The sequence below is a fragment of the Gordoniibacillus kamchatkensis genome, from assembly GCF_000829455.1.
Lineage (GTDB): Bacteria > Bacillota > Bacilli > Paenibacillales > NBRC-103111 > Gordoniibacillus > Gordoniibacillus kamchatkensis.
The window spans coordinates 40591-61308 of record NZ_JXAK01000008.1; the positions used below are offsets into that span (position 1 = coordinate 40591).

General features: G+C 54.8%; 18 protein-coding genes and 2 pseudogenes. 14 read left to right on the forward strand and 6 right to left on the reverse strand.

What is annotated here, in order from left to right; all coding sequences use genetic code 11:
* Window positions 1-19: 19 nt before the first annotated feature.
* From SD70_RS06350 to kduI, 4 genes are read right to left on the reverse strand one after another with little or no spacing between them, the layout of a single operon-like run.
* Complete coding sequence (locus SD70_RS06350) at window positions 20-970, reverse strand: sugar kinase (RefSeq protein ID WP_156157909.1); 951 nt, start codon at window positions 968-970, stop codon at window positions 20-22.
* Window positions 971-972: 2 nt separating this feature from the next.
* A complete protein-coding gene (gene kduD / locus SD70_RS06355; RefSeq protein WP_041046787.1) occupies window positions 973-1725 on the reverse strand; it encodes a 2-dehydro-3-deoxy-D-gluconate 5-dehydrogenase KduD in 753 nt (250 codons plus the stop codon).
* A 25-nt stretch (window positions 1726-1750) separates the two neighbouring features.
* Complete coding sequence (locus SD70_RS06360) at window positions 1751-2506, reverse strand: DeoR/GlpR family DNA-binding transcription regulator (RefSeq protein WP_041046788.1); 756 nt, start codon at window positions 2504-2506, stop codon at window positions 1751-1753.
* Between the two features lie 34 nt (window positions 2507-2540).
* Window positions 2541-3374 (reverse strand): 5-dehydro-4-deoxy-D-glucuronate isomerase, encoded by an 834-nt coding sequence (gene kduI / locus SD70_RS06365; RefSeq protein ID WP_041046789.1) that lies wholly within the window; start codon window positions 3372-3374, stop codon window positions 2541-2543.
* Between the two features lie 572 nt (window positions 3375-3946).
* Here kduI and SD70_RS06370 point away from each other — a divergent pair.
* The 13 genes and pseudogenes from SD70_RS06370 (at window position 3947) to SD70_RS37690 (ending at window position 16777) form a co-directional block, all read left to right on the forward strand.
* Window positions 3947-4978 carry a LacI family DNA-binding transcriptional regulator gene (locus tag SD70_RS06370; RefSeq protein WP_231571069.1) on the forward strand — a complete coding sequence of 344 codons (1032 nt, stop codon included), beginning with the start codon at window positions 3947-3949 and terminating at the stop codon, window positions 4976-4978.
* Between the two features lie 99 nt (window positions 4979-5077).
* Complete coding sequence (locus SD70_RS06375; protein WP_052487114.1) at window positions 5078-5836, forward strand: TIM barrel protein; 759 nt, start codon at window positions 5078-5080, stop codon at window positions 5834-5836.
* Window positions 5837-5853: 17 nt separating this feature from the next.
* Entirely contained in the window at window positions 5854-6819 is a 966-nt protein-coding gene (locus SD70_RS06380; RefSeq protein WP_041046872.1) for a sugar kinase, read from the forward strand.
* A pseudogene (locus SD70_RS06385) lies at window positions 6816-8098 on the forward strand (MFS transporter). Before SD70_RS06380 ends, SD70_RS06385 begins: the two are co-directional and overlap by 4 nt.
* Window positions 8095-8751: a 3-hexulose-6-phosphate synthase gene (gene hxlA, locus SD70_RS06390; protein WP_041046791.1), complete on the forward strand. Its 657-nt coding sequence runs from the start codon at window positions 8095-8097 to the stop codon at window positions 8749-8751. Before SD70_RS06385 ends, hxlA begins: the two are co-directional and overlap by 4 nt.
* A complete protein-coding gene (gene hxlB / locus SD70_RS06395) occupies window positions 8744-9292 on the forward strand; it encodes a 6-phospho-3-hexuloisomerase (protein ID WP_041046792.1) in 549 nt (182 codons plus the stop codon). Before hxlA ends, hxlB begins: the two co-directional genes overlap by 8 nt.
* A gap of 231 nt (window positions 9293-9523) precedes the next feature.
* Window positions 9524-10810, forward strand: a complete 1287-nt coding sequence (locus tag SD70_RS06400) for a spore germination protein (RefSeq protein ID WP_197080954.1) — start codon at window positions 9524-9526, stop codon at window positions 10808-10810.
* Window positions 10807-11628, forward strand: a pseudogene (locus SD70_RS40230) (GerAB/ArcD/ProY family transporter); the annotation flags it as partial. The gene SD70_RS06400 and the pseudogene SD70_RS40230, both read left to right, overlap by 4 nt.
* A 22-nt stretch (window positions 11629-11650) precedes the next feature.
* Entirely contained in the window at window positions 11651-12313 is a 663-nt protein-coding gene (gene ftsX, locus SD70_RS06410) for a permease-like cell division protein FtsX (protein ID WP_082053175.1), read from the forward strand.
* Between the two features lie 200 nt (window positions 12314-12513).
* A complete protein-coding gene (locus SD70_RS06415; protein WP_449267211.1) occupies window positions 12514-13761 on the forward strand; it encodes a murein hydrolase activator EnvC family protein in 1248 nt (415 codons plus the stop codon).
* A gap of 82 nt (window positions 13762-13843) precedes the next feature.
* Window positions 13844-15313: a S41 family peptidase gene (locus SD70_RS06420; protein ID WP_041046795.1), complete on the forward strand. Its 1470-nt coding sequence runs from the start codon at window positions 13844-13846 to the stop codon at window positions 15311-15313.
* A gap of 139 nt (window positions 15314-15452) precedes the next feature.
* A complete protein-coding gene (locus SD70_RS37685; protein ID WP_231571070.1) occupies window positions 15453-16178 on the forward strand; it encodes a hypothetical protein in 726 nt (241 codons plus the stop codon).
* Window positions 16127-16777 carry a PDZ domain-containing protein gene (locus SD70_RS37690; RefSeq protein ID WP_231571071.1) on the forward strand — a complete coding sequence of 217 codons (651 nt, stop codon included), beginning with the start codon at window positions 16127-16129 and terminating at the stop codon, window positions 16775-16777. The genes SD70_RS37685 and SD70_RS37690 overlap by 52 nt, the downstream gene beginning before the upstream one ends.
* A gap of 37 nt (window positions 16778-16814) precedes the next feature.
* On the opposite strand, the gene SD70_RS06430 is transcribed toward SD70_RS37690, so the two are convergent.
* Window positions 16815-17666, reverse strand: coding sequence for a flagellar motor protein MotB (locus SD70_RS06430; protein WP_231571072.1), 852 nt, complete (start codon window positions 17664-17666; stop codon window positions 16815-16817).
* A complete protein-coding gene (locus tag SD70_RS06435) occupies window positions 17650-18438 on the reverse strand; it encodes a flagellar motor protein (protein WP_041046796.1) in 789 nt (262 codons plus the stop codon). The genes SD70_RS06430 and SD70_RS06435 overlap by 17 nt, the downstream gene beginning before the upstream one ends.
* A 240-nt stretch (window positions 18439-18678) precedes the next feature.
* Between SD70_RS06435 and uvrB the strand changes: the two genes are divergently transcribed.
* Entirely contained in the window at window positions 18679-20676 is a 1998-nt protein-coding gene (gene uvrB / locus SD70_RS06440; protein WP_041046797.1) for an excinuclease ABC subunit UvrB, read from the forward strand.
* The last annotated feature ends 42 nt before the right edge of the window (window positions 20677-20718 follow it).

Here is a 20718-nt window from a genome sequence, read left to right on the forward strand (position 1 = left end):
GTCTGACCTCCAATGTCGGTTACCGTTCAATATGGCGGGCGCCGCTCAGCAGCCGTTCGGCTTCGGCCCATGTAGGCACAGCCTCCCAATCGCCAGGCGCCTGTACGACCAGCGAGCCTACGAGCCAGGCAAGCTGTACGGCGGCTTCGAGCCCGTACCCTTTGGCAAGGCCGGCGAGAAAGCCGGCGCAGAAGCCGTCTCCGGCGCCGACCGTATCGACGACGCGCTCGGCTTTGGCAAACGGCACTTTGACGATGCCGTCGCCGGTTACGATCCAATTTTCCGCGCCGGCGCTTTTTACGATCGAAACCCCGGGCAGCTGCCGAAGACGCTGTAAAATAGCCGCTTCGTCATCCGTGCCGTACAGCAGCTGCAGCTCGTCATAGCCCGGCAGGAAGTAGTCGGCCTGCTCCGCCAGCTTCAGCAGCACCGGGCGCGCTGCTTCGATCGTCCACAGCTTCAGCCGCAAGTTCGGGTCGAAGCTTACTTTGACGCCCTGGCGTTTTGCCGCCGCCACGGCTGCGAAAGCCGCATCGAGGCACGAAGCGCTGAGCGCCGGAGTGATTCCGGTCAGATGGAGAATGGACGCCTCGCCGATATACGCCTCGTCGATATCGGCGGGAGCGAGCTTGCTTGCCGCAGAGCCGGCGCGATAGTAGTACACCGACAGCTTGCCGCGCACCGCTTCGCGCAGCATGAGCCCGGTCGGAGCCGAGCTCGTGCGCAGCACGCGCGACACGTCGACGCCTTCGCCGCGCATTCCTTTGACGATGCCCGCGCCGAGCGGATCGTCGCCGACTTTGGAAAACCAGCCGACGCGGCAGCCGAGCCGCGCCAGGCCGATCGCCACGTTGCTCTCGGCGCCGCCGAACGACTGCTCGAGCTTGCCGCCGGTGCCGAGGCCGCGGCTGCCTTCCGGATACATGAGACTCATCGTTTCGCCGAATGTGATGACGTCGTATTGTGCCATAGTTATCGCGCCATCCATCCGCCGTCCACGCAGAGCACGTGGCCGTTCAAGTAATCGGAGGCGCTCGAGGCGAGGAACACCGCCGGGCCTTTCAAATCTTGCGGCGATCCCCAGCGCCCCGCCGGAATGCGCTCCAGAATCGAGTTGTAGCGCTTCTCGTCGGCGACGATCGGGGCCGTATTGTTCGTCTCGATGTAGCCGGGAGCGATGGCGTTAACCTGTACGCCTTTGCCGGCCCATTCGTTGGCGAGCGCCTTCGTGACGCCGGCGACGCCGTGCTTGCTGGCCGTGTAGCCGGGAACGTTGATGCCGCCCTGGAACGAAAGCATGGAGGCGATGTTGATGATTTTGCCGCTGCCGCGTTCGATCATATGCCGGCCGACAAGCTGCGACAGGAAAAACAGGCTGTTCAAATTGAGAGCGATAACGGCGTGCCAATCGGCGCGGGCATGTTCCGCGGCAGGGGTGCGGCGGATCATGCCGGCGTTGTTGACAAGAATGTCGATGGCGCCGTACATGCCAAGCGCTTCCTCCACGACGGCTTCCAGCCTGCTTTCGTCGCTCAGATCGGCTTTGATCTGTTTGGCGTTGCCGCCGGCCGCCGCAATGGCGGCGACGGTCGCGTCGCAACCCGACGAGGCGACGCCGATCACGTTCGCTCCGGCTTCGGCGAAGCCGATCGCGATCGCTTGGCCGATGCCGCCGGACGCGCCGGTGACGAGCGCCGTTTTGCCGGTTAAATCGAATAATGTCATGGCTTATGGACCTCCTACAGTAATGTCAATCGTCGATAATCGCAACGCCGGCCGCGACGTACTGCGCCTTCGTTTCGGCGGACAAGCCGCGGTCTGTAACAATCCCTTTCAGTTCGGAAAGCGGGGCGAACGTAAATAGCGCCGTACGTTCGAATTTGCGGTGATCCGCGACCGCATACGTTTCCCGGGCGGAACGAAGCAGAGCTTGCTTGAATTCAATAAATTCCCCGGTATAGATCGACAATCCGTCCTGCAAATGAACGCCGGTTGCGGACAGGAACGCTTTGCGGACGTTCAGCGTCCGCACGTAAGCCGCCGCCTCCGGTCCGGTCAGCATGTTGCGGACTCTGTATCCGCCGGGAACGACAAGACGAATCTGGTCTTTGCGCGTCAGCTCGCTGATGATGTACAGATCGTTCGTAATCACGGTCAGCGGACGGTTGTCGATTTGGCGCGCGATCTCCAGCGTCGTGCTGCCGCCGTCCAGGGCGATGATGTCGTTCGGTTCGATGAGCCGCTGCACGCGCCCTGCGATTTCGGCTTTCTCCGCCTGGTAGCGCTCGTCCGCCACGTTCGACTTGAGAATGCCGAGCTGATCGCTCTTTGCCAGCACCGCGCCGCCGTGGACGCGGACGAGGAGACCGCGCTCTTCGAGCTTGGCGAGATCTTCGCGGATCGTTTTGCCCGTCACTTCCAGCATCTCGCTCAGCTCCGCCACCGACACTTCTTTCCGTTCCAGCAGCGCTTCCATGATGATTTCGTATCGTCGTAAAGGATTCAACGGCTTCGCATCCGTTCTGTATCGGAATAAAGGCTTATTTCAAGTCTTTCATGGCGACGGCGTCCATATCTTCGAAAATCTGATTTTCGCCCGCCATGCCCCAAATAAACGTGTAGTTGCTTGTGCCGACGCCGCTGTGAATCGACCAGCTCGGCGAAATGATCGCCTGCTCGCCCCGCACGACGAGGTGGCGCGTTTCGGCCGGTTCGCCCATCATATGGAACACGACGCCGTCCTCCGGCATATCGAAGTACAAATAAATTTCCGAGCGGCGGTTGTGCGTATGGCAAGGCATCGTATTCCACATGTTGCCGGGCTTCAGCAGCGTCATTCCCATCACGAGCTGGCAGCTTTGCACGCCGCCCGTATGGATGTAGCGGTAAATCGTGCGCTCGTTCGAGTTCGTAATGGAACCGAGATGGTTCGGCGACGCCTCGCTGATCGCCACTTTTACGGTCGGGTACGTTTTGTGCGCAGGGCACGAGTTGAAGTAAAACTTCGCCGGATTCGCGGCGTCGTCGCTGGCAAACGTGACGTCCCGCGCGCCGAGGCCGATGTACAGGCAATCTTTCGACTCCATCGGGTAAACCGTTCCGTCGACGGTAATCGCGCCGCGCCCGCCGATGTTGATGATGCCGATTTCACGGCGTTCGAGGAACGTGTCCGCACCTAGCTCCTTTTTGTCGCCCTCGAGCTTGAGCGTCCGGCCTACAGGAACGACGCCGCCGACGATGAAGCGGTCCACATGGGTATAAACCATGTTCAGCTCGTTCGCAGCGAACAGCGATTCCAGCAAAAACTCCTGGCGCAAGCGCGCGGTGTCGAACCCTTTTACCTCGTTCGGATGGTTGGCGTAACGGATTTCCATCATGTTTTCGCTCCTTTTAGGTTCATTTGAGTGTATATAAAGTTCATCTATGTTCACTTTACTCCGAAATAGGCGAGATGGCAATGGGGCGACGGCAAAAAAAGGCGCCGCACTTGGCGACGCAAGATTCGCAGCATTACATTTCAGATACTTACTAACCAATTCACACAACCAACTCACAAACGAAGCACGAAAATGCCGGTACGAAACTATTACTTGGGGTACGACCCTGTCGGGCAGCAAAACACTGGCCTCTACTCTTTCGATAGGCAGAACGATGGAATGAAACGGCACGAATGAGGACCCTGTGAGGCATGGAAGGGGAAGCCGCGAAGGTCATTGTGGAGCTCCAATGGTGCTACCATATTTTAACAAAATTCTTGTTTAAGTGCGCGCTTATGCTCTAGAATTTTCGTAATGACGAATCTAGCCCCGCGTCCTATGCTGAAGAATTACATATAAGTTGCTCCGATGCAAGATCCTTGCTAACATGAGATAGAAGGATATTTTTTTTGCATCCCTTCTAAATCGATTTATGTGCAATCTGTCAGTGTATGCGGAGGAATGAAAACGTGAGCTCGAACAAGGTTACGATGGCTGATGTTGCGGAGAAAGCCGGCGTATCGAAAAGCACCGTTTCGCAATATCTGAACAAACGTTACGAATATATGGGGGCGGAAACGAAAAAGAAGATCGAACAAGCCATCGCAGAGCTGGACTATCAGCCCAATGTGGTGGCGCGCAGCTTAAAGCAGAAGCGTACTTCTACGATCGGCATTATCGTAGCGAATATAATGCACAGCTTCTCGACCGAAATATGCAGGGCGATCGAGGATTATTTTCAGGAGCACGGGATCAATGTCATTTTATGCAATACGGACGAGGATGCGGAGAAAGAGAAGCGGTATATCGAGATGCTGCAGGCGAAGCAGGTGGACGGGATCATCTTGTTTCCAACCGGCAAAAATAACGCGATATACAAAAAGCTGAGGAAGCAGCACACCCCGATTCTGTTTATAGACCGCAAAGTTGAAGGGATCAAGTCGGATACGATCGTGGCGAACAATGAGGCGGCGGTATTTGAGGCGATTGAGCATTTGGCGAAGCAGGGGCATGCCAAGATCGCGATCGTTACGGCGCCGCTGCTGATCAGCTCGCGTATCGAACGAATGGAAGGCTACCGAAAGGCCATGAAAAAGCTGGGACTCGAGCCGAAACCGGAATTTATGATTCATTGCGAGATCAGTCAAATCCGCGGCAGGCTACAGAGCCTGTTCGCGGAGGCGGACAAGCCTACGGCGATCATCGCCGGCAACGACTTGGTCATGCTGGAGATTCTTGCTTACGTTAAGGAAAATCGGATCCAAATACCCAACGAGCTGGCGCTGGTCGTATTCGATAATATCCGTTTCGCGGATTTGCTGACGCCTACGCTGACGACAATCAGCCAGCCTTCCGCAAAGATGGGAAGAACCGCCGGCGAGCTGCTTCATGAGCGGATTCAAGCGGGCGGGCAGGCGGAGCCGGCGCCGCGCGAGCTCGTTTTTGACTGCAAATTGATCGTACGCGAATCCTCAAGTGCGAGCACTCGTCCGATAAATTAATCAGGCGGGTGCTTGAATTTTTGCAGGAGGTGCATTATAATTCATTCATAAATCGGTTTAGTAAATCGGTTTATGAATGAGAAGAGGTGAGCAGCTTAGATGAACATTGTGATTCCCACCTCGGTTTTTAACCGACAGCGGGCAGTCGACCAAGCCGGGCACGCGGCGGCGATTGCAGCTAGTGGAGGTCAAGGCATTGAAATTCGGCGAGAGCTGTTTCCGTCCGGCGAGGAGCTTCCTCTGGAAGCATGCAGGTCTGCGTTGGAGCCGTATCTGCTTTATTGCGTGTACTCGGCGCCGATCGACCTTTGGCAGTTAAATGGCGAGCTGAATGTAAGCGGTTTGGACATGGTACTTCGGGAAGCGCGCACGATCGGAGCGGATATGGTCAAGATGCCGCTAGGACATTTCAATGCCTCTTGCTCGGATGTAAGCGTATTATCGCGGCTTCTTGAGTCCTATCGGCAAGATGGCGGGAAAGCAGCGGCGTTCACCGTGGAGAACGATCAAACGCCGTACGGTGGCCAATTGCAGCCGATGAGCGATTTTTTTAAAGCGGTTTCAGAGGGCGTCATTCCCGTACGAATGACCTTCGATATCGGGAATTGGGCATATTGCGGCGAGAACGCTTTTGCAGCGGCGGAGATGCTTGGCGAGCATGTGATCTACGTCCACTGCAAGCATGTCGAACGGCAAGGCGCCGAATTGAAAACGCTGCCACTTCCCCTGGAGCCTGAAGCGAATTGGAGGAAATTGCTCAAGCTGCTGCCTTCGGATGCGATGCGAGCGATCGAGTTCCTTTTACCGGAGGATAGCATGCTGCCTGAATTTATCGCGAAGTTGAGAGAGGAGGCATGATGAACGGAGTGGAGACGATGAACAAGCTGGACACAGTAACATTCGGTGAGGCGATGGCGATGTTCGTCGCCGACGAGCTCGGGGAATTGCAGCATGTAAGCCGGTTTACCCGCCGGCTGGCGGGAGCGGAGACGAATGTGGCGATCGGGATGGCACGGCTGGGGCTGCGAAGCGGCTTTGTCAGCCGGGTAGGCAATGATGCATTCGGTCAATATATTAAGAACAAGCTCTTATCCGAGAAAGTGAACATGGATTGTATCCGGACGGATGAGGTGAATCCGACGGGCTTTCAATTGAAATCCCGAATCGATGACGGCGATCCGGAGGTGCAGTATTTCCGCAAGCGGTCGGCGGCAAGCCATATGGGACCGGGAAATTTGAACCGCGATTATTTTCTCTCTTCCCGCCATTTGCACATGACCGGAATTCCGCTGGCGATATCGCCGAGCACCCGCGAGTTTGCGTTGGAAGCGCTTAGATTAATGAAGCAAGCCGGGCGGACAATCTCCTTCGATCCGAACTTGCGCCCATCGTTATGGTCATCGCGGGAGGAAATGATAGCGGTTACGAACGCCGTTGCATGCGAAGCGGATTGGGTGATGCCGGGTATCGAAGAAGCGGAGCTGCTTATTGGCACCCGCGATGTGAATGCGATTTCGGATTATTATTTGCAGCGAGGAGCCAAACTGGTTGTGATCAAGCTCGGACCCGAAGGGGCTTATTATCGCAGTCAATCGGAAGTAGGTATCGCTGCTGGCTTCAAGGTTGCCAAGGTTGTCGATACGGTCGGGGCCGGGGACGGTTTTGCCGTAGGGCTGATCAGCGGGCTACTGCTCGGCAAGCCGATTGTAGAGTCGGTTATACGCGGCAATGCGATCGGGGCCATGGCCGTACAGACGTACGGAGATCATGAAGGATATCCGGAGGAAGCCGCGCTGGCGTCTTTCCTGGAACATAACAAACAAGGAGTGATCTGTTCATGAGCAACACTCAGTTATCCGCCGCTCGTTGGTTTCGATTGATTCCTATCGCATTCATTACGTACAGCCTCGCCTATTTGGACCGTGCCAACTATGGCTTCGGCGCGGCGGCCGGCATGGCCAAAGACCTGCACATTACCTCGGCGATTTCTTCGCTGCTGGGCGCGCTGTTTTTCTTGGGCTACTTCTTTTTCCAGGTGCCGGGAGCTTATTACGCAGAAAATAAAAGCGCGAAGAAGCTTATTTTCGGCTCCCTCATTTTGTGGGGATTGCTGGCGTCGGCGATTGGTTTCGTCACCAACGTGTATGCGCTGATTGCGGTCCGGTTCCTGCTCGGTGTTGTGGAAAGCGCTGTCATGCCGGCGATGCTCGTCTTTTTAAGCCACTGGTTTACGAAGAAGGAACGTTCCCGGGCCAATACGTTTCTCATTCTCGGCAATCCGGTAACGGTGCTTTGGATGTCGGTGCTTTCCGGTTACCTGGTCGCCACCATCGGCTGGAGATGGATGTTTATCGTCGAAGGGGTGCCTGCCGTCATCTGGGCATTTTTCTGGTGGAAGCTGGTAGACGACAAGCCGAATGAAGCGAAATGGCTCACGGATGCCGAGAAGAAAGCTGTAGCGGAGGAGCTGCGTCTCGAGCAATCCGACCTGAAAGCAGTTAGGAACTATCGCGAAGCGTTCCGCTCTCCGCTTGTCATTAAGCTCGGCTTCCAATATTTCTTCTGGAGCATCGGCGTATACGGTTTCGTCCTTTGGCTGCCTTCTATTATTAAAGCATCGCCTAAAATGAACATGGTCACAACCGGCTGGCTATCTTCCATTCCTTATTTGCTGGCAGTCGGTTTGATGCTGCTGGTATCTTATTTTTCTGATAAAACGCTGAACCGTAAAAGCTTCGTATGGCCGTTTCTGCTCATCGGTGCAGTCGCTTTCTACGCTTCTTACGCAATCGGCACCGATCATTTCTGGATTTCCTTCATCCTGCTTGTGATTGCCGGCGGCGCCATGTATGCGCCATACGGTCCTTTCTTCGCCATCATTCCCGAGGTGCTGCCGCGCAACGTAGCGGGAGGGGCGATGGCACTGATCAACAGCATGGGCGCACTGGGATCGTTCGCCGGTTCTTATATTGTAGGCTATTTGAACGGAGCGACGGGCGGGTTCGGAGCTCCTATATCTTCATGGCGGGGGCGCTGCTGTTGTCGGCCATTTTGACGCTGATGGTAGCCAAACCTAAGGACACGGCAGTGCGTTCGGCGGTCGAGGCGAATCCCCGATGAACGTTCAGCTCGCTTTGGATCGCATGACGATCCCCGAAGCCATTGAGATGGCACGGACGGTGCAGGACCATGTGGATTGGATCGAGGTAGGCACGTCCCTTATCAAGGAATTCGGCATGGACAGCGTGAAGGCGATCAAGAAGGCGTTTCCGGACAAAGTCGTTGTAGCCGACATGAAAACTTTTGATAACGCCAAATACGAGTTCGAGCTGTGCTATCAAGCTGGTGCGGATGTCGCTACAGTGATGGGTGCCGCACCTTTGGTGACGGTTGAGACTTGCATGGATACCGCGGCCAAGTACGGAAAAACGGTTATGATCGATCTTCTCCATACATCCGCGGATCAGCAAGCTTATTTATTCCGCTACGAGACTGCGATTTCGTGCATGCACGTCAGCAAGGACGAGCAGGAGCAAAAGGGACATGCGCTTCACAGTACTTTTCATGCAGGAGAATTAACGGCATTACCAGACGGACTTAAGCTGGCTGTAGCCGGAGGCATTACGCTGCAATCGCTGCCGAACCTCTTAGAGATGAGACCGTTCGTCGTCATTGTCGGGTCGGCGATTACGAAGGCTGCGAATCCACGGCAGGCCGCGTTCGACATCAAACAAGTATTGGAACAGCATAAGGAGATTCGGATCAATGGATAACATTCAGGCGATTATGGCGGAGATAGGAACGGTACTCAATAAGGTACGCAAAAAAGACATCGCGGAGACGGCCGAAAGCTTGGCTAAGGGAAAACGGATCTTCGTAGTAGGAGAAGGCAGATCGGGCTTGATGGCCAAATCGTTCGCGATGCGCATGATGCATCTCGGAGCGACGGCTTACGCTGTCGGCGAGACGATTACACCTTCCATGTCGGCTGGAGATTTGCTCGTCGCCGTGTCCGGCTCGGGAACGACCAAGAACGTCGTCTGGATTGCGGAGAAAGCTCGAGAGCTGGGCTGCACGGTAATCGGAATGACGACCGACGAACAATCTCTTTTGGGGCGCTGCGCATCGAAGACTGTGCTCATTCCGGCTGCTACGAAGTACAGGCGCGAAGGCGAAGCTGCGAGCATTCAGCCGCTGGGATCGTTGTTCGACCAGTGTATCCACATCGTTCTGGATGCGATATGTTTGGAATATGCCGATATCCGGGAAGTGGACAACAGCAAGGCGTTTCGGCAGCACAGCAATGTGGAATAGCACCCTAGGCGGAACATTACAAAGAGACTTTCTGAAAAAATGACACATGTAAACTTACCATCTTAAGAACGGCCGTATCCACAGCCGTTCTTTTTGTTTTCTTTACGCTAACTGGCAGAATCAAAGAATGATTTTTCGATTTTGTATAAAAATCCCATATACCACAAAAAATATAATCAACATCTTATAAGGGGCATACTAATGGGAAATTTCGTGCAGGAAATAACATCCATGTTCGAAGATCATGATGATTTTTTCATTAAAGAAATGATTGTGGATAACACGGCAATTTTTCTAATGGGATTTCATACGCTCATTGATTTAACCAAGTCAAATTTATATGTTCGACAAATGGCGGAATCATCAACTTCAGTAAATGATCTTTTCATAAATATTAGCAATCAGCTGGACGTTGATGCAAAACAAATAATAAAAGCTGTTTTGGAAGGCAAATTAGTTATCTTATCAGGGAATAGCAATCGTAACGCCGTAGTGGAACCTGTCTCCCGAAACTTAAGCCGAAGTATTGAAGAGCCTAAAAATGAAAATCCCATTCTAGCTTCCATGAACGCTTTTGGAGAGGATCTTACTACTAATGTGGGGATCATCCGAAAAAGGCTGAACACTGAACTTCTGTGCCATTGTTCTTATCAAGTTGGAGAGCTAAATAAGCGAAAGCTATCGATGCTTTATATTAGAGGAAGAGCTCCAAGTTCACTGATTGAAAAAGTTCACTTACAGTTGCAACAAATCAAATCAGATATTGAAACGATTGATGACCTCAACAAGCATTTGGGTCAACGAAAATCGAATCTTGTCAGTCATCTGTTTCCAACTGAAATTCCGATTCAAGCTGTTCATTCGTTAAAAAAGAACAGAGTCGTGCTTTTTTTAGACAATTATCCTTTCGCGCTTGTATTCCCACATCTGCTTTGGGATATGTTCAGTAGTGCAAACGATCGCAATTTCCCATTTGTGCTGGCTCTTATGCTTCGAATCCTAAGGGTAATAGGAGCTCTGGTCACAATTATTCTTCCAGCATTATATGTTGCCACAGTGTCGGTTAACCCTGAAGTATTAAAGCTCGATTTTGCCTTGTTTGTCGCTGAAAGCAGAGAAGGAATTCCACTAACAGCTCTACTTGCAACCATTACTATGGTCGTAATCATTGATTTAATTCTGGAGGCGATTGTGAGACTCCCTAAAAGTGTAGGCCCCACCGTTACAATGGTTGGGGGAGTCATACTAGGTCAGGCGATGGTGGAAGCGAAGCTGGTCTCTAATTTATTGGTTATTGTGATCACCGCTATTGTGATTGCAAGTTCAACACTGATAGGTGTGCAAAATTCCTTGTACGTTCGTTTGCTAAAATATCCGGTTTTATTTTTGTCATCTGTTTACGGTATCCTCGGTTTATTTACCGGTTTAACTTTTATCGGCATCTATTTGTCGAGTTTGACATCAAACGGTATACCGTATACGACGTTTCGGATTGAAGAAAAAGGTGGCACAAAGTGATCCAAAGGATACAGATTGGATTGGTTTTTATTATCACGTATCTCAGCATCGGCTATCTACACTATCCCTATCTAATCTATTTGTTAACAAATACCGGCCATTGGGAAGCGGTTCTTTTTCAAGGGTTATTGCAGCTAATATTAATTTGGATCTACATGAAGGGGTTAAGTTATTTTCCAAAAGGGGATATTATAGACATTTATTTAAAAATGGGAAGATGGGCTGCTTACCTACTGCTTTTTCCATTTGTCGTAAATCTGACTGCGCTGGTTGCTTTTAATCTTCGAGTCCATGCCGAAACCTTAACTGCGATTTTTTTGACTCGGACACCTTATTGGTCAGTTTTGGTGCTGCTTATTTTAGTTACGGCTTACACGGCAATAAAAGGTTTGGGTACGATTTTACGTTCTTCGGTTTTTATTTTCTTGTTCGTTATTCCCTTAGTGGTGTTTGACACTACTTCCGCTATAATTAATTTTGATTTTCATAACGCTTCCCCGCTTTGGCCGGTATCTTTCCATTTCTTATCGGATATCCGTTTTTTATATCTTTTGGGATTTTCGCCGTTTTTGTTTTTGGGATTCGTGCCTTCCGAAACCAATATGACGTTCGGCCAACTTGTTGTGGCTTGGGCTTGTGTAATGCTCTTTTTTCTAACTACTGTGTACATACCGCTTTCCATATTTGGACAAGAAACGGTCTCTACATTTCATCTGCCATTCATCAATGCAATGGATTCAGTTGACATTAGATGGTTTGTGTTCAACCGGCAGACGATGTTTTTCGGTATATCATTGGTCGGCTTTATGATCATGTTTAACGCTCTTATGATTTGGATGATTGGTCGCCAGCATCAAGTTCGTTTCGAAGGAAGAGGGACTGAAGTATTTGCGCGAACGGCTCGGCGAAAGCGGCAAGGATCTGCTGCAAGGGTTCGACGGCGACAACAATCCGTTGAACGACTCTTTTACCGTCGAGGTGAAGGAGCCGCGCGACGTCGCCGATGCGGCGGCGGCCATCGAAGCGCTGAACAACGGGCAATTTCCGAAGCCGATCTACAAAGTGAGCTACGGCAAAGGTACGGTCGAGACGATGTTCAAGGTGACGGAAATCATCCGCAACGTTGGCCTCGTGCTCGTGCTGCTGCTGGCCATTACCGCGATATTCCTCATCGCCAATACGATCAAGCTGACGATCATTAACCGGCGGCGCGAAATTTCCATCATGAAGCTGGTCGGAGCGACCAACTCGTTCATCCGCTGGCCGTTCTTCATCGAAGGCGCGCTGCTCGGGCTGCTCGGCTCGATCATCCCGGCCGGGGCGCTGCTGTACGGCTACTGGGCGCTTCTGCACACGAGCCAGCTCGATCTTAGCCTGATGCTTATCAAGCTGCTGCCGTTTAGCAGCGTGAGCTACACTTTGGCAGGCCTTTTGCTCGGTCTCGGCATCGTGATCGGCGTCTGGGGAAGCTTGCTTTCGGTGCGCAAATATTTGCGCGTGTAACTATAACCTATTGCGGAGCGGAGGATGGCATATGGGGGCGGAGAGTGGAACGGGCGCCTTTGAAATCGGGTTCCCTCCTCCCAAGGCTTAATAGTTCAGGGAACCCGATTTCAACGAAGCCGGAGCCCATATGCCAATCCGCAGCGCAGCCCAAAGGTTATGAAGCGTTCGCATAGATTCGTGGGAGAGGAGCATGTCTCTTGGTGAAGAAAATAGCCGTTCCGCTCGCGGTCAGCGCCGTGCTCGCTTCGGCGCTGGCGTTCCCGGCGGCGGGCCTGGCCGGACAGACGGCGGATTCGATCAATCAGCAATTGAACGATCTCAAGAAAGCGAAATCCGCCGCGCAGAAAAAGGCGACCGACACCCAGAATCAACTTGCACAAGTGCAGAAAGACAAGGCGCAGTCCAGCAAAGATCTGAACAGTATCTACAGCCAGATCGACGAGATCGGCAAAAAGCTGACCGATCTGAACAATCAAATCGATAAAACTACGGGCGACCTGGAAACGAACGCCAAGCAGCTGGACGACGCGCAAAACCGCGTCGCCGCCCGCGATCAAATGCTGAAATCGCGGCTGCGGCTCATGTATATGAACGGGTTCGTCTCCTATGCCGAAGTGCTGATGTCGGCGACGAACTTCGGCGATTTCCTCGACCGGTTCGACGCGCTCAAATCGATTCTCAACCAGGATAAGGAAATTTTGGAGTCGAACAAGCGCGACCGCGACGTCATCGCCGACAAGAAAACGAAAGTCGAGCAGCAGCTCGCCCAGGTGAAACAGCTGTACGATCAGACGAACGACGTGAAGGAATCGCTTCAGGCGAAGGAGCGGGAGAAGGAAGTCGTCGTCGCCAGCCTCTCCAAGAAGGAGAAGGAGCTCGAGGATATTAGCCAGGACCAGCAGGACGAGCTGGTCAAATTCGCCGCGCAGGAATCGGCGCTGCTGAAGCAGAAAGCCGCTGCCGAGGCCGCTGCCGCCGCTGCTGCGAAAAAGAAAGGCCAGTCCGGCGGCAAGTCGACGATCGCCGACGCTTTCACCTACAGCGGCGGCAAATTCGGCTATCCGCTTGCCAAGCAGGCTCCGATGACGTCCGATTTCGGGGTGCGCGTGGATCCGATCAACGGCAAGGAAGGGGCTTTCCATACGGGGATCGACCTTGGCGCGCCGCAAGGGACGGACATTTTGGCTGCGGAGAACGGAGTCGTCATCGTCGCTTCCTGGTGGAGCGGGTACGGCAACTGCGTCATTATCGATCACGGCGGCGGCGTCTGGACGCTCTACGGCCACATCCGCGACGGCGGCATTGTCGTCGAGAAGGGCGACAAAGTGAAGCGCGGCCAGAAGATCGCCGAGGTCGGCCATACGGGCCGGGCGACCGGCAACCACCTGCACTTTGAGGTCAGGATCAACGAGAAGCCTGTCGATCCGAAACCGTATTTACGCTAGCCGATAATAATCCGACCCTGGTCTAACATATACTACAAGGACGAGTTACCATTTTTGGGGTAGGATAGGGGGTGTCAACCCGGTGCTTTTCAAAGGAAGAACGGTTATCGCGTTCATCATGCTGGCCATGTTCGCCAGCAGCCTGCTGACGCTTACGATCGTCAGCCCGTCGCTAATTACGAGCGCCAAGGGGGGCGCGGTTGAAACTTCGGCGGCGGGCATCAAGCAGGCTGCGTCGGGTTTGACCGAGAAAGATCTGCAAAAAATCGCGACGACGTACGGGCTGGTCGAAAACAAATATTTGAGCAAAGTCGATCACGACAAGCTCATCGACGGTGCGATCAACGGGATGCTGAGCGCGCTGGGCGATCCGTTCACCGTCTATATGGACCAGAAGGAAGCGGCGCAGTTCGACGAGAGCATCACGTCGTCGTTCCAGGGCATCGGCGCCGAAGTATCGGTCGAGAACGGCAAAGTTGTCGTCGTTTCGCCGATCAAGGGCTCCCCTGCGGAGAAAGCCGGCCTTCACGCCCATGACGTCATCGTATCTGTGAACGGAGAAAAATTGGACGGGCTGACGGTCAACCAGGCAGTCTCCAAAATACGCGGACCGAAGGGAACGCAGGCGAAGCTGACCATATTGCGCGACGGCGTCGGCGATCCGATCGAGGTTATCGTCGTCCGCGCCGACATCGACGTGGAAACCGTGTATGCCGAAATGCTGGCGGACGGCATCGGCAAAATCGAAATTCGCCAATTCAGTGCGAACACGGCGAAGCGCTTCGCCGAAGAGTTGAAAGGCTTGGAAGCGAAAGGCATGAAAGGGCTCATAATCGACGTGCGCAACGATCCCGGCGGCCTCTTGAACGTCGTGGTCGACATTGTCGAGCCGTTCGTGCCGAAGGGCAAGCCGATCGTTCAGGTTGAAGACAGGAACGGCCGGCGCGAGCCGACCGAGTCCAGCGGAGGAACGAAGCATTATCCGGTCGTCGTGCTGGTGAACAAGGGCAGCGCCAGCGCCTCGGAAATTTTGGCGGGAGCGTTTAAGGAAGCCGTCGGCTCCAAGCTTGTCGGCGAGACGACTTACGGCAAAGGCACGGTCCAGGTCACGTTCGAGAAAGAGATGGGCGACGGCAGCAACATCAAGATGACCGTCTACAAATGGCTCACCCCGAACGGCAACTGGATTCACAAGAAAGGGATCGAGCCGGATATCGCCGTCGAGCAGCCGGAATATTTCAAGGTGGCGCCGCTCGGCAAGAAATCGACCCTGAAGCCGGATACGACCAGTGACGATGTCAAGAATTTGCAAATTATGCTGAAGGGCCTCGGACTTCCGGTAGACCGCACCGACGGCTACTACAGCGCGAAAACGGCGGACGCGGTGCGTACGTTCCAGAGCACAAACGGGCTGCCGGTCAGCGGCGAGGTAGACGCCGACACTGCGGCCAAGCTGGAGCAGGCGATCGTGGCCCGGATCAAAGATCCGGCGAGCGATTTGCAGCTGAAAGCCGCCGTGCAGGAGCTGCAGCGCGAGCTGGGCGTCCGCTAATCGGTAACCGGGGGCAAAGCATCACTCGGGAAATATTGGCCGCCGCGCAGGGCAGGAAAATGTAGCTGCGCGTCGAACAAGTATAGGGAAGGCCGAGCGTATCGGCCTCCCTATTTTTGTTGCCGCGGAGGGCCATGCGATGGTTGTGGCTATGGAATTGCTGCAGCGGCTAGCACTTGCGATCCTGCAGCTGGCTTGGAATCCGTTCTATTACGCGGGGATTGCCCTCGTCGTTCTGCAATACCGAAGACAAATCAAGCTGGAGCGCAAGCTGTTCTCCACGCGCCTGCACTCTCTTATCGGAGAAACGTGGCGAGCCGTCCTATGGGGTGCGCTGGGCGGCATCGGCGTGTCGGCGGTGATGGCGCTGCTCGGTACGGCGATAGGGCCCGAGACGATGTGGCTATTGTGGGGGGCCGCGCTTGTTCTGATGCTGTTCCGAATCCGGTTTCTATGCCTTGCGTACAGCGTTGGTGCCGTGGGAATGATTGCCGCGGCCCTAGCGCTCGTTCCGGAATCGATGCAGCCCGACGCGCTCGTTCCTCTGCTTCGGGCGCTGCCGCGGGTCGATGTCCCGACGCTGCTGGCGCTAGTGGGCGTTTTGCATGTGTTGGAGGGCTTGCTCATTCGGACGCAAGGGATGCGGATGGCGTCGCCGATGTTTTTTGAGGGCAAGCGCGGCAAAATTATCGGGGGCTTTCAGCAGCAAGGCTTCTGGCCGATCCCCCTGCTGCTCATCGTGCCTTGGGGCGGAGCCGGCGGGATGGCGCTGCCGTGGCCGACCGTTTTCGGGGCCCCGGGCTTGGATACCGGTTGGACTTTCATCTCTTTGCCGTTCCTGATCGCTTCGCCGAAGTGGCGCTGAGCAGTTCGCCGCGGGACAAGGCAAGGCGCAGCTCGGTCTGGCTCGCCTGTTACGGCTTGACGATACTGCTGCTGGCGCTTGCGGTCCGTTTCTGGAGCCCGCTCGCCTTTATCGCGTCGCTGCTTTGTATTGTCCTGCATGAGACGATCATGTGGTATAGCCGCCATGTCGAGATGAAACGGATGCCGCTCTACGTCCATGACGAGCGGGGGCTGAAGGTGCTCGCGGTATTGCCGCGCAGCGCGGCCGCCGAGCTCGGCATCGTGCCGGGAGAAATAATTCACAAGGTGAACGGAATGCCGGTGCGGCAGCGCGCCGACCTGCATCAAGCGCTGCGCCTCAATTCGGCGTTCAGCAAGCTGGAAGTGATCAATTTGCAGGGCGAGATCAAGTTCCTGAGCCGTCCGCTGTTTGCGGGCGAGCATCATCAGCTCGGCCTCGTTCTTGCTCCGGACGAGCAGGCGCTCTACTACGTAGAAGCCCGCGAGCCAAGCTTATTCGGCTACTTGAGCAGACGGCTCGTCGGACTGGCGCGCAACCCGTCGCTTCCGGGAGCCGCAGGAGCCGTGCCGGCCGAGCAAAGCAAAGACCTTTCCTGATGCGATGATATCGCCCGGGAAAGGTCTTTGCTTCAATCTATACGGGATCTCCGGTATGCCTTCGCTTCGCTAGCGTCAGGATTCGCTGCGGAGGACGACGATTTCGACGCGGCGGTTTTTTTTGCCGGTCGGCGTCGCTGTCGTTCGGAGCTACCGGCTTCGTATCGGCGTATCCGGTGGAGATCAGTTTTTTGTCGTCCAGCTTGGCATTGTAAATGAAGTAGCGGAGTACGGACAGCGACCGGGCGTTGGACAGTCCCCAGTTATCTTTGAGCGGATTGCCGGGAGCGAGCGGCAAATTGTCCGTATGGCCCTCGATGCTCACCTTGGTATTAAGCGTCGAGATAAAGCCGGCCAGCTTGTCGAGAACCGGGTAGGCGGCCGGCTTCAGATCGGCCTTGCCGAGATCGAACAGGAGCAGGTCGTTCAGGGTGATCGCGATGCCGCGTTCCGTATTGGCCGCTTGCACCTGCATTTCCAGTTGATTTTGCTGGACGTACGACTGCACCTGCTTGAGCAGCTCTTGCAAGCTTTGCTCTTTCTTATCTTTGTCGAACTGGTTGTTCGTCGTCTTGTCGAACTGCTTCGGCATGGTCGAATTGACGCCGGTTTTGGTGCTGTCTTGCTCGGGATTCAGCTTGTTTTTGTCCACGTCGGACATCGTTTTGCCGACTTGTCCCGCGACCCCTTTGCCTTTTTGCAGTATCGAGTCGGAGTTCTGGAATTGAAAATTGAGCGCTTGCGACAGAACGGCATATTTGTCTACGTCGATTTTGCTCATTGCGTACATGATGATGAAAAAGACGAGCAGCAGCGTGATCAGGTCGGCGTAGGTAATGAGCCAGCGTTCGTGATTTTCGTGCGCTTGGTGCCTATTCTTCCTCGCCATTGGCTGCGCCCTCCTCCTGGCCCGCTTTCTTGTCGTGCAGGAACGAGGTAAGCTTCTTTTTGATCAGCTGCGGGTTCTCGCCGGCTTGCAGCGCCAAGATGCCCTCCAGCATAAGCTCCATTTCGGAAACGGTTTCTTTCGTGCGGAACTTGATCTTGTTGCTGATCGGCAAATAGATCAGGTTGGCGCTCGCAACGCCGTACAGCGTCGCCGAGAAAGCGACGGCGATGGCCGGGCCGAGGGCGGAAGGGTCGGACAAATTGCCGAGCACGTGGATAAGCCCCATGACCGTACCGATAATCCCCATCGTCGGAGCGAAGCCGCCTGCGGCTTCGAACACTTTGGCGTACACATCGTTCTTATGCTCTACGGCATCCATTTCCAGCTCGAGGATTTGCCGGGTCAGTTCGGGATCGGTGCCGTCTACGACCATCATCAGGCCGTCGCGCAAAAATGGATTGGAGTGCTCCTGAGCGCGTTGTTCGAGCGCCAGCACGCCTTCGCGGCGGGCGATCGTAGCCATGTCCACAATTTCCTCGATGACGACGACGGGATCGCGCTTCTGCTGCTTGAATGCGATGGCAAGAGCTTTCGGGAGCTCCTTGAGCACCGATGTCGGGAAGCCGATGGCGGTTGCGCCGAATGTGCCGCCGAATACGATGAGCGCGGCGCTCGGGACAAGCAAAGCGGTAATATGGCCGCCGTCCCAGGCGTAACCGATAACGAGTGAAGCGAGTCCGAGCACGATGCCTAATACTGTAGTCAAATCCACGAATGTACCACTCCCGTTGAGATGATGAAGACGCCTCGCCCGATCGTTTTTTCCGCGCAGGAAAGCCGGACCGTTTGCATGCGGAGGCGAAAACAGCTATAATGAATAAGAACACACATTCCTATTCGCGGTTTTCTGGCGCAAAATGACACCTTTTGCATATATCTCTAAGCTATATCGGCAAAACAGCTGATAAAGTTTATAGGATCGACACATTCGATCCGGACTGGGGGCTCAGGAATGAAAGATATTGTCGTCAGCGACAAGAAATTCGAGCTTATTTCCGAATACGCCCCGCAGGGGGACCAGCCGCAAGCGATATTCGAGCTGGTCAAGGGCGTGCAGGAAGGCAAGAAACACCAGACTTTGCTTGGTGCGACGGGGACGGGCAAAACGTTTACGGCGGCGCAGGTCATCTCCAAGCTGAACCGTCCGACGCTCGTTATCGCCCACAACAAGACGCTGGCCGCGCAGCTGTGCAGCGAGTTCAAGGAATTTTTTCCAAACAATGTAGTGGAATACTTTGTCAGCTACTATGACTACTATCAACCGGAGGCGTACATTCCGTCTTCGGATACTTACATTGAAAAGGATTCCAGCATCAACGAAGAGATCGACAAGCTTCGCCACGCTGCGACAAGCGCGCTGTTCGAGCGCCGGGACGTCATCATCGTCGCCAGCGTGTCGTGCATTTACGGCTTGGGTTCGCCGATCGAGTACGGCTCGCTGCTGCTTTCGCTGCGCAAAGGGATGGAGAAGTCGCGGCAAGAAATTTTGCACCGGCTCGTGGACATTCAGTACCAGCGCAACGACATCAATTTCGTGCGCGGCACGTTCCGCGTGCGGGGCGACGTGATCGAAATTTTTCCGGCGTCGCAAAGCGAGCATGCGGTGCGTGTCGAGCTGTTCGGCGACGAGATCGAGCGCATTACCGAGATCGACGTGCTGACCGGCGAAATTCTCGGCGAACGCGACCACATCGCCATTTTCCCGGCGTCCCACTTCGTTACGCGCGAAGAAACGATGAAGCGGGCGATCGTGAACATCGAGCGGGAGCTGGAGGAGCGGCTTGCCGAGCTGCGCGGACAGGGCAAGCTGCTCGAAGCGCAGCGGCTGGAGCAGCGGACGCGCTACGACATCGAGATGATGCTCGAGATGGGATTCTGCTCCGGCATCGAGAACTACTCCGGACCGCTGACGTTCCGCGAGCGCGGGGCGACTCCGTATACGCTGTTTGATTATTTCCCCGAAGATCTGTTAATCATGATTGACGAGTCGCATCAGACGCTGCCGCAGATCAGGGCGATGTACAACGGCGACCGGGCGCGCAAGGAGGTGCTCGTCGATCACGGCTTCCGCCTGCCGTCGGCGCTGGACAACCGGCCGCTGAAGTTCGAGGAATTCGAGCAAAAAATCAACCAGATCGTTTATATTAGCGCCACGCCCGGTCCATACGAGCTGGAGCATTCGGAGAAGATCGTCGAACAGATCATCCGTCCGACGGGGCTGCTCGATCCGATCGTCGAGGTGCGCCCGACGAAAGGGCAGATCGACGATCTGATCGGCGAGATCAACGACCGCATCAAGAAGGACGAACGCGTGCTCGTTACGACGCTCACGAAGAAGATGGCCGAGGATTTGACCGATTATTTGAAGGAAATCGGCATCAAGGTGCGCTATATGCACTCGGACATCAAGACGCTGGAGCGGATGCAGATTTTGCGCGACTTGCGGCTCGGCGTGTTCCACGTGCTCGTCGGCATCAACCTGCTGCGCGAAGGCCTGGACTTGCCGGAAGTGTCGCTCGTCGCCATTCTCGACGCCGACAAGGAAGGCTTCCTGCGCGCGGAGCGCTCGCTCATTCAGACGATCGGCCGTGCGGCGCGTAATGCCGAAGGCCGGGTCATCATGTACGGCGACAAAATCACGGAATCGATGGATAAAGCCATCACCGAGACGAACCGCCGCCGCGCCATTCAGGAGGAGTTCAACAGGCGGCACGGCATTACGCCGCAGACTATTGCGAAGAAAGTGCGCGACGTCATCGAGGCGACCAAGGTCGCGGAGTCGAAGACGGAATATCTCGCCGAGATCAAGACGACGAAGATGTCGAAGAAAGAGCGCGTCAAGCTGATCGAACGTCTCGAGCAGGAGATGAAGGAGGCGGCCAAAGCGCTGCAGTTCGAGCGTGCCGCCGAATTGCGCGACGCTTTGCTCGAGCTCAAGGCCGAGGATTGAGGTTGCAGTTAGGTTGCGAAAAAAGGCTGCGTTGCGGATTGG

What these genes read in the sequence shown, in the direction of transcription:
- SD70_RS06350 (WP_156157909.1), bottom strand. Translation starts at nt 970, where the DNA reads ATGGCACAATACGACGTCATCACATTCGGCGAAACGATGAGTCTCATG.
- kduD (WP_041046787.1), bottom strand. Translation starts at nt 1,725, where the DNA reads ATGACATTATTCGATTTAACCGGCAAAACGGCGCTCGTCACCGGCGCG.
- kduI (WP_041046789.1), bottom strand. Translation starts at nt 3,374, where the DNA reads ATGGAAATCCGTTACGCCAACCATCCGAACGAGGTAAAAGGGTTCGAC.
- SD70_RS06375 (WP_052487114.1), top strand. Translation starts at nt 5,078, where the DNA reads ATGAACATTGTGATTCCCACCTCGGTTTTTAACCGACAGCGGGCAGTC.
- SD70_RS06380 (WP_041046872.1), top strand. Translation starts at nt 5,854, where the DNA reads ATGAACAAGCTGGACACAGTAACATTCGGTGAGGCGATGGCGATGTTC.
- hxlA (WP_041046791.1), top strand. Translation starts at nt 8,095, where the DNA reads ATGAACGTTCAGCTCGCTTTGGATCGCATGACGATCCCCGAAGCCATT.
- hxlB (WP_041046792.1), top strand. Translation starts at nt 8,744, where the DNA reads ATGGATAACATTCAGGCGATTATGGCGGAGATAGGAACGGTACTCAAT.
- SD70_RS06400 (WP_197080954.1), top strand. Translation starts at nt 9,524, where the DNA reads ATGTTCGAAGATCATGATGATTTTTTCATTAAAGAAATGATTGTGGAT.
- SD70_RS37685 (WP_231571070.1), top strand. Translation starts at nt 15,453, where the DNA reads ATGGTTGTGGCTATGGAATTGCTGCAGCGGCTAGCACTTGCGATCCTG.
- SD70_RS06430 (WP_231571072.1), bottom strand. Translation starts at nt 17,666, where the DNA reads ATGGCGAGGAAGAATAGGCACCAAGCGCACGAAAATCACGAACGCTGG.
- uvrB (WP_041046797.1), top strand. Translation starts at nt 18,679, where the DNA reads ATGAAAGATATTGTCGTCAGCGACAAGAAATTCGAGCTTATTTCCGAA.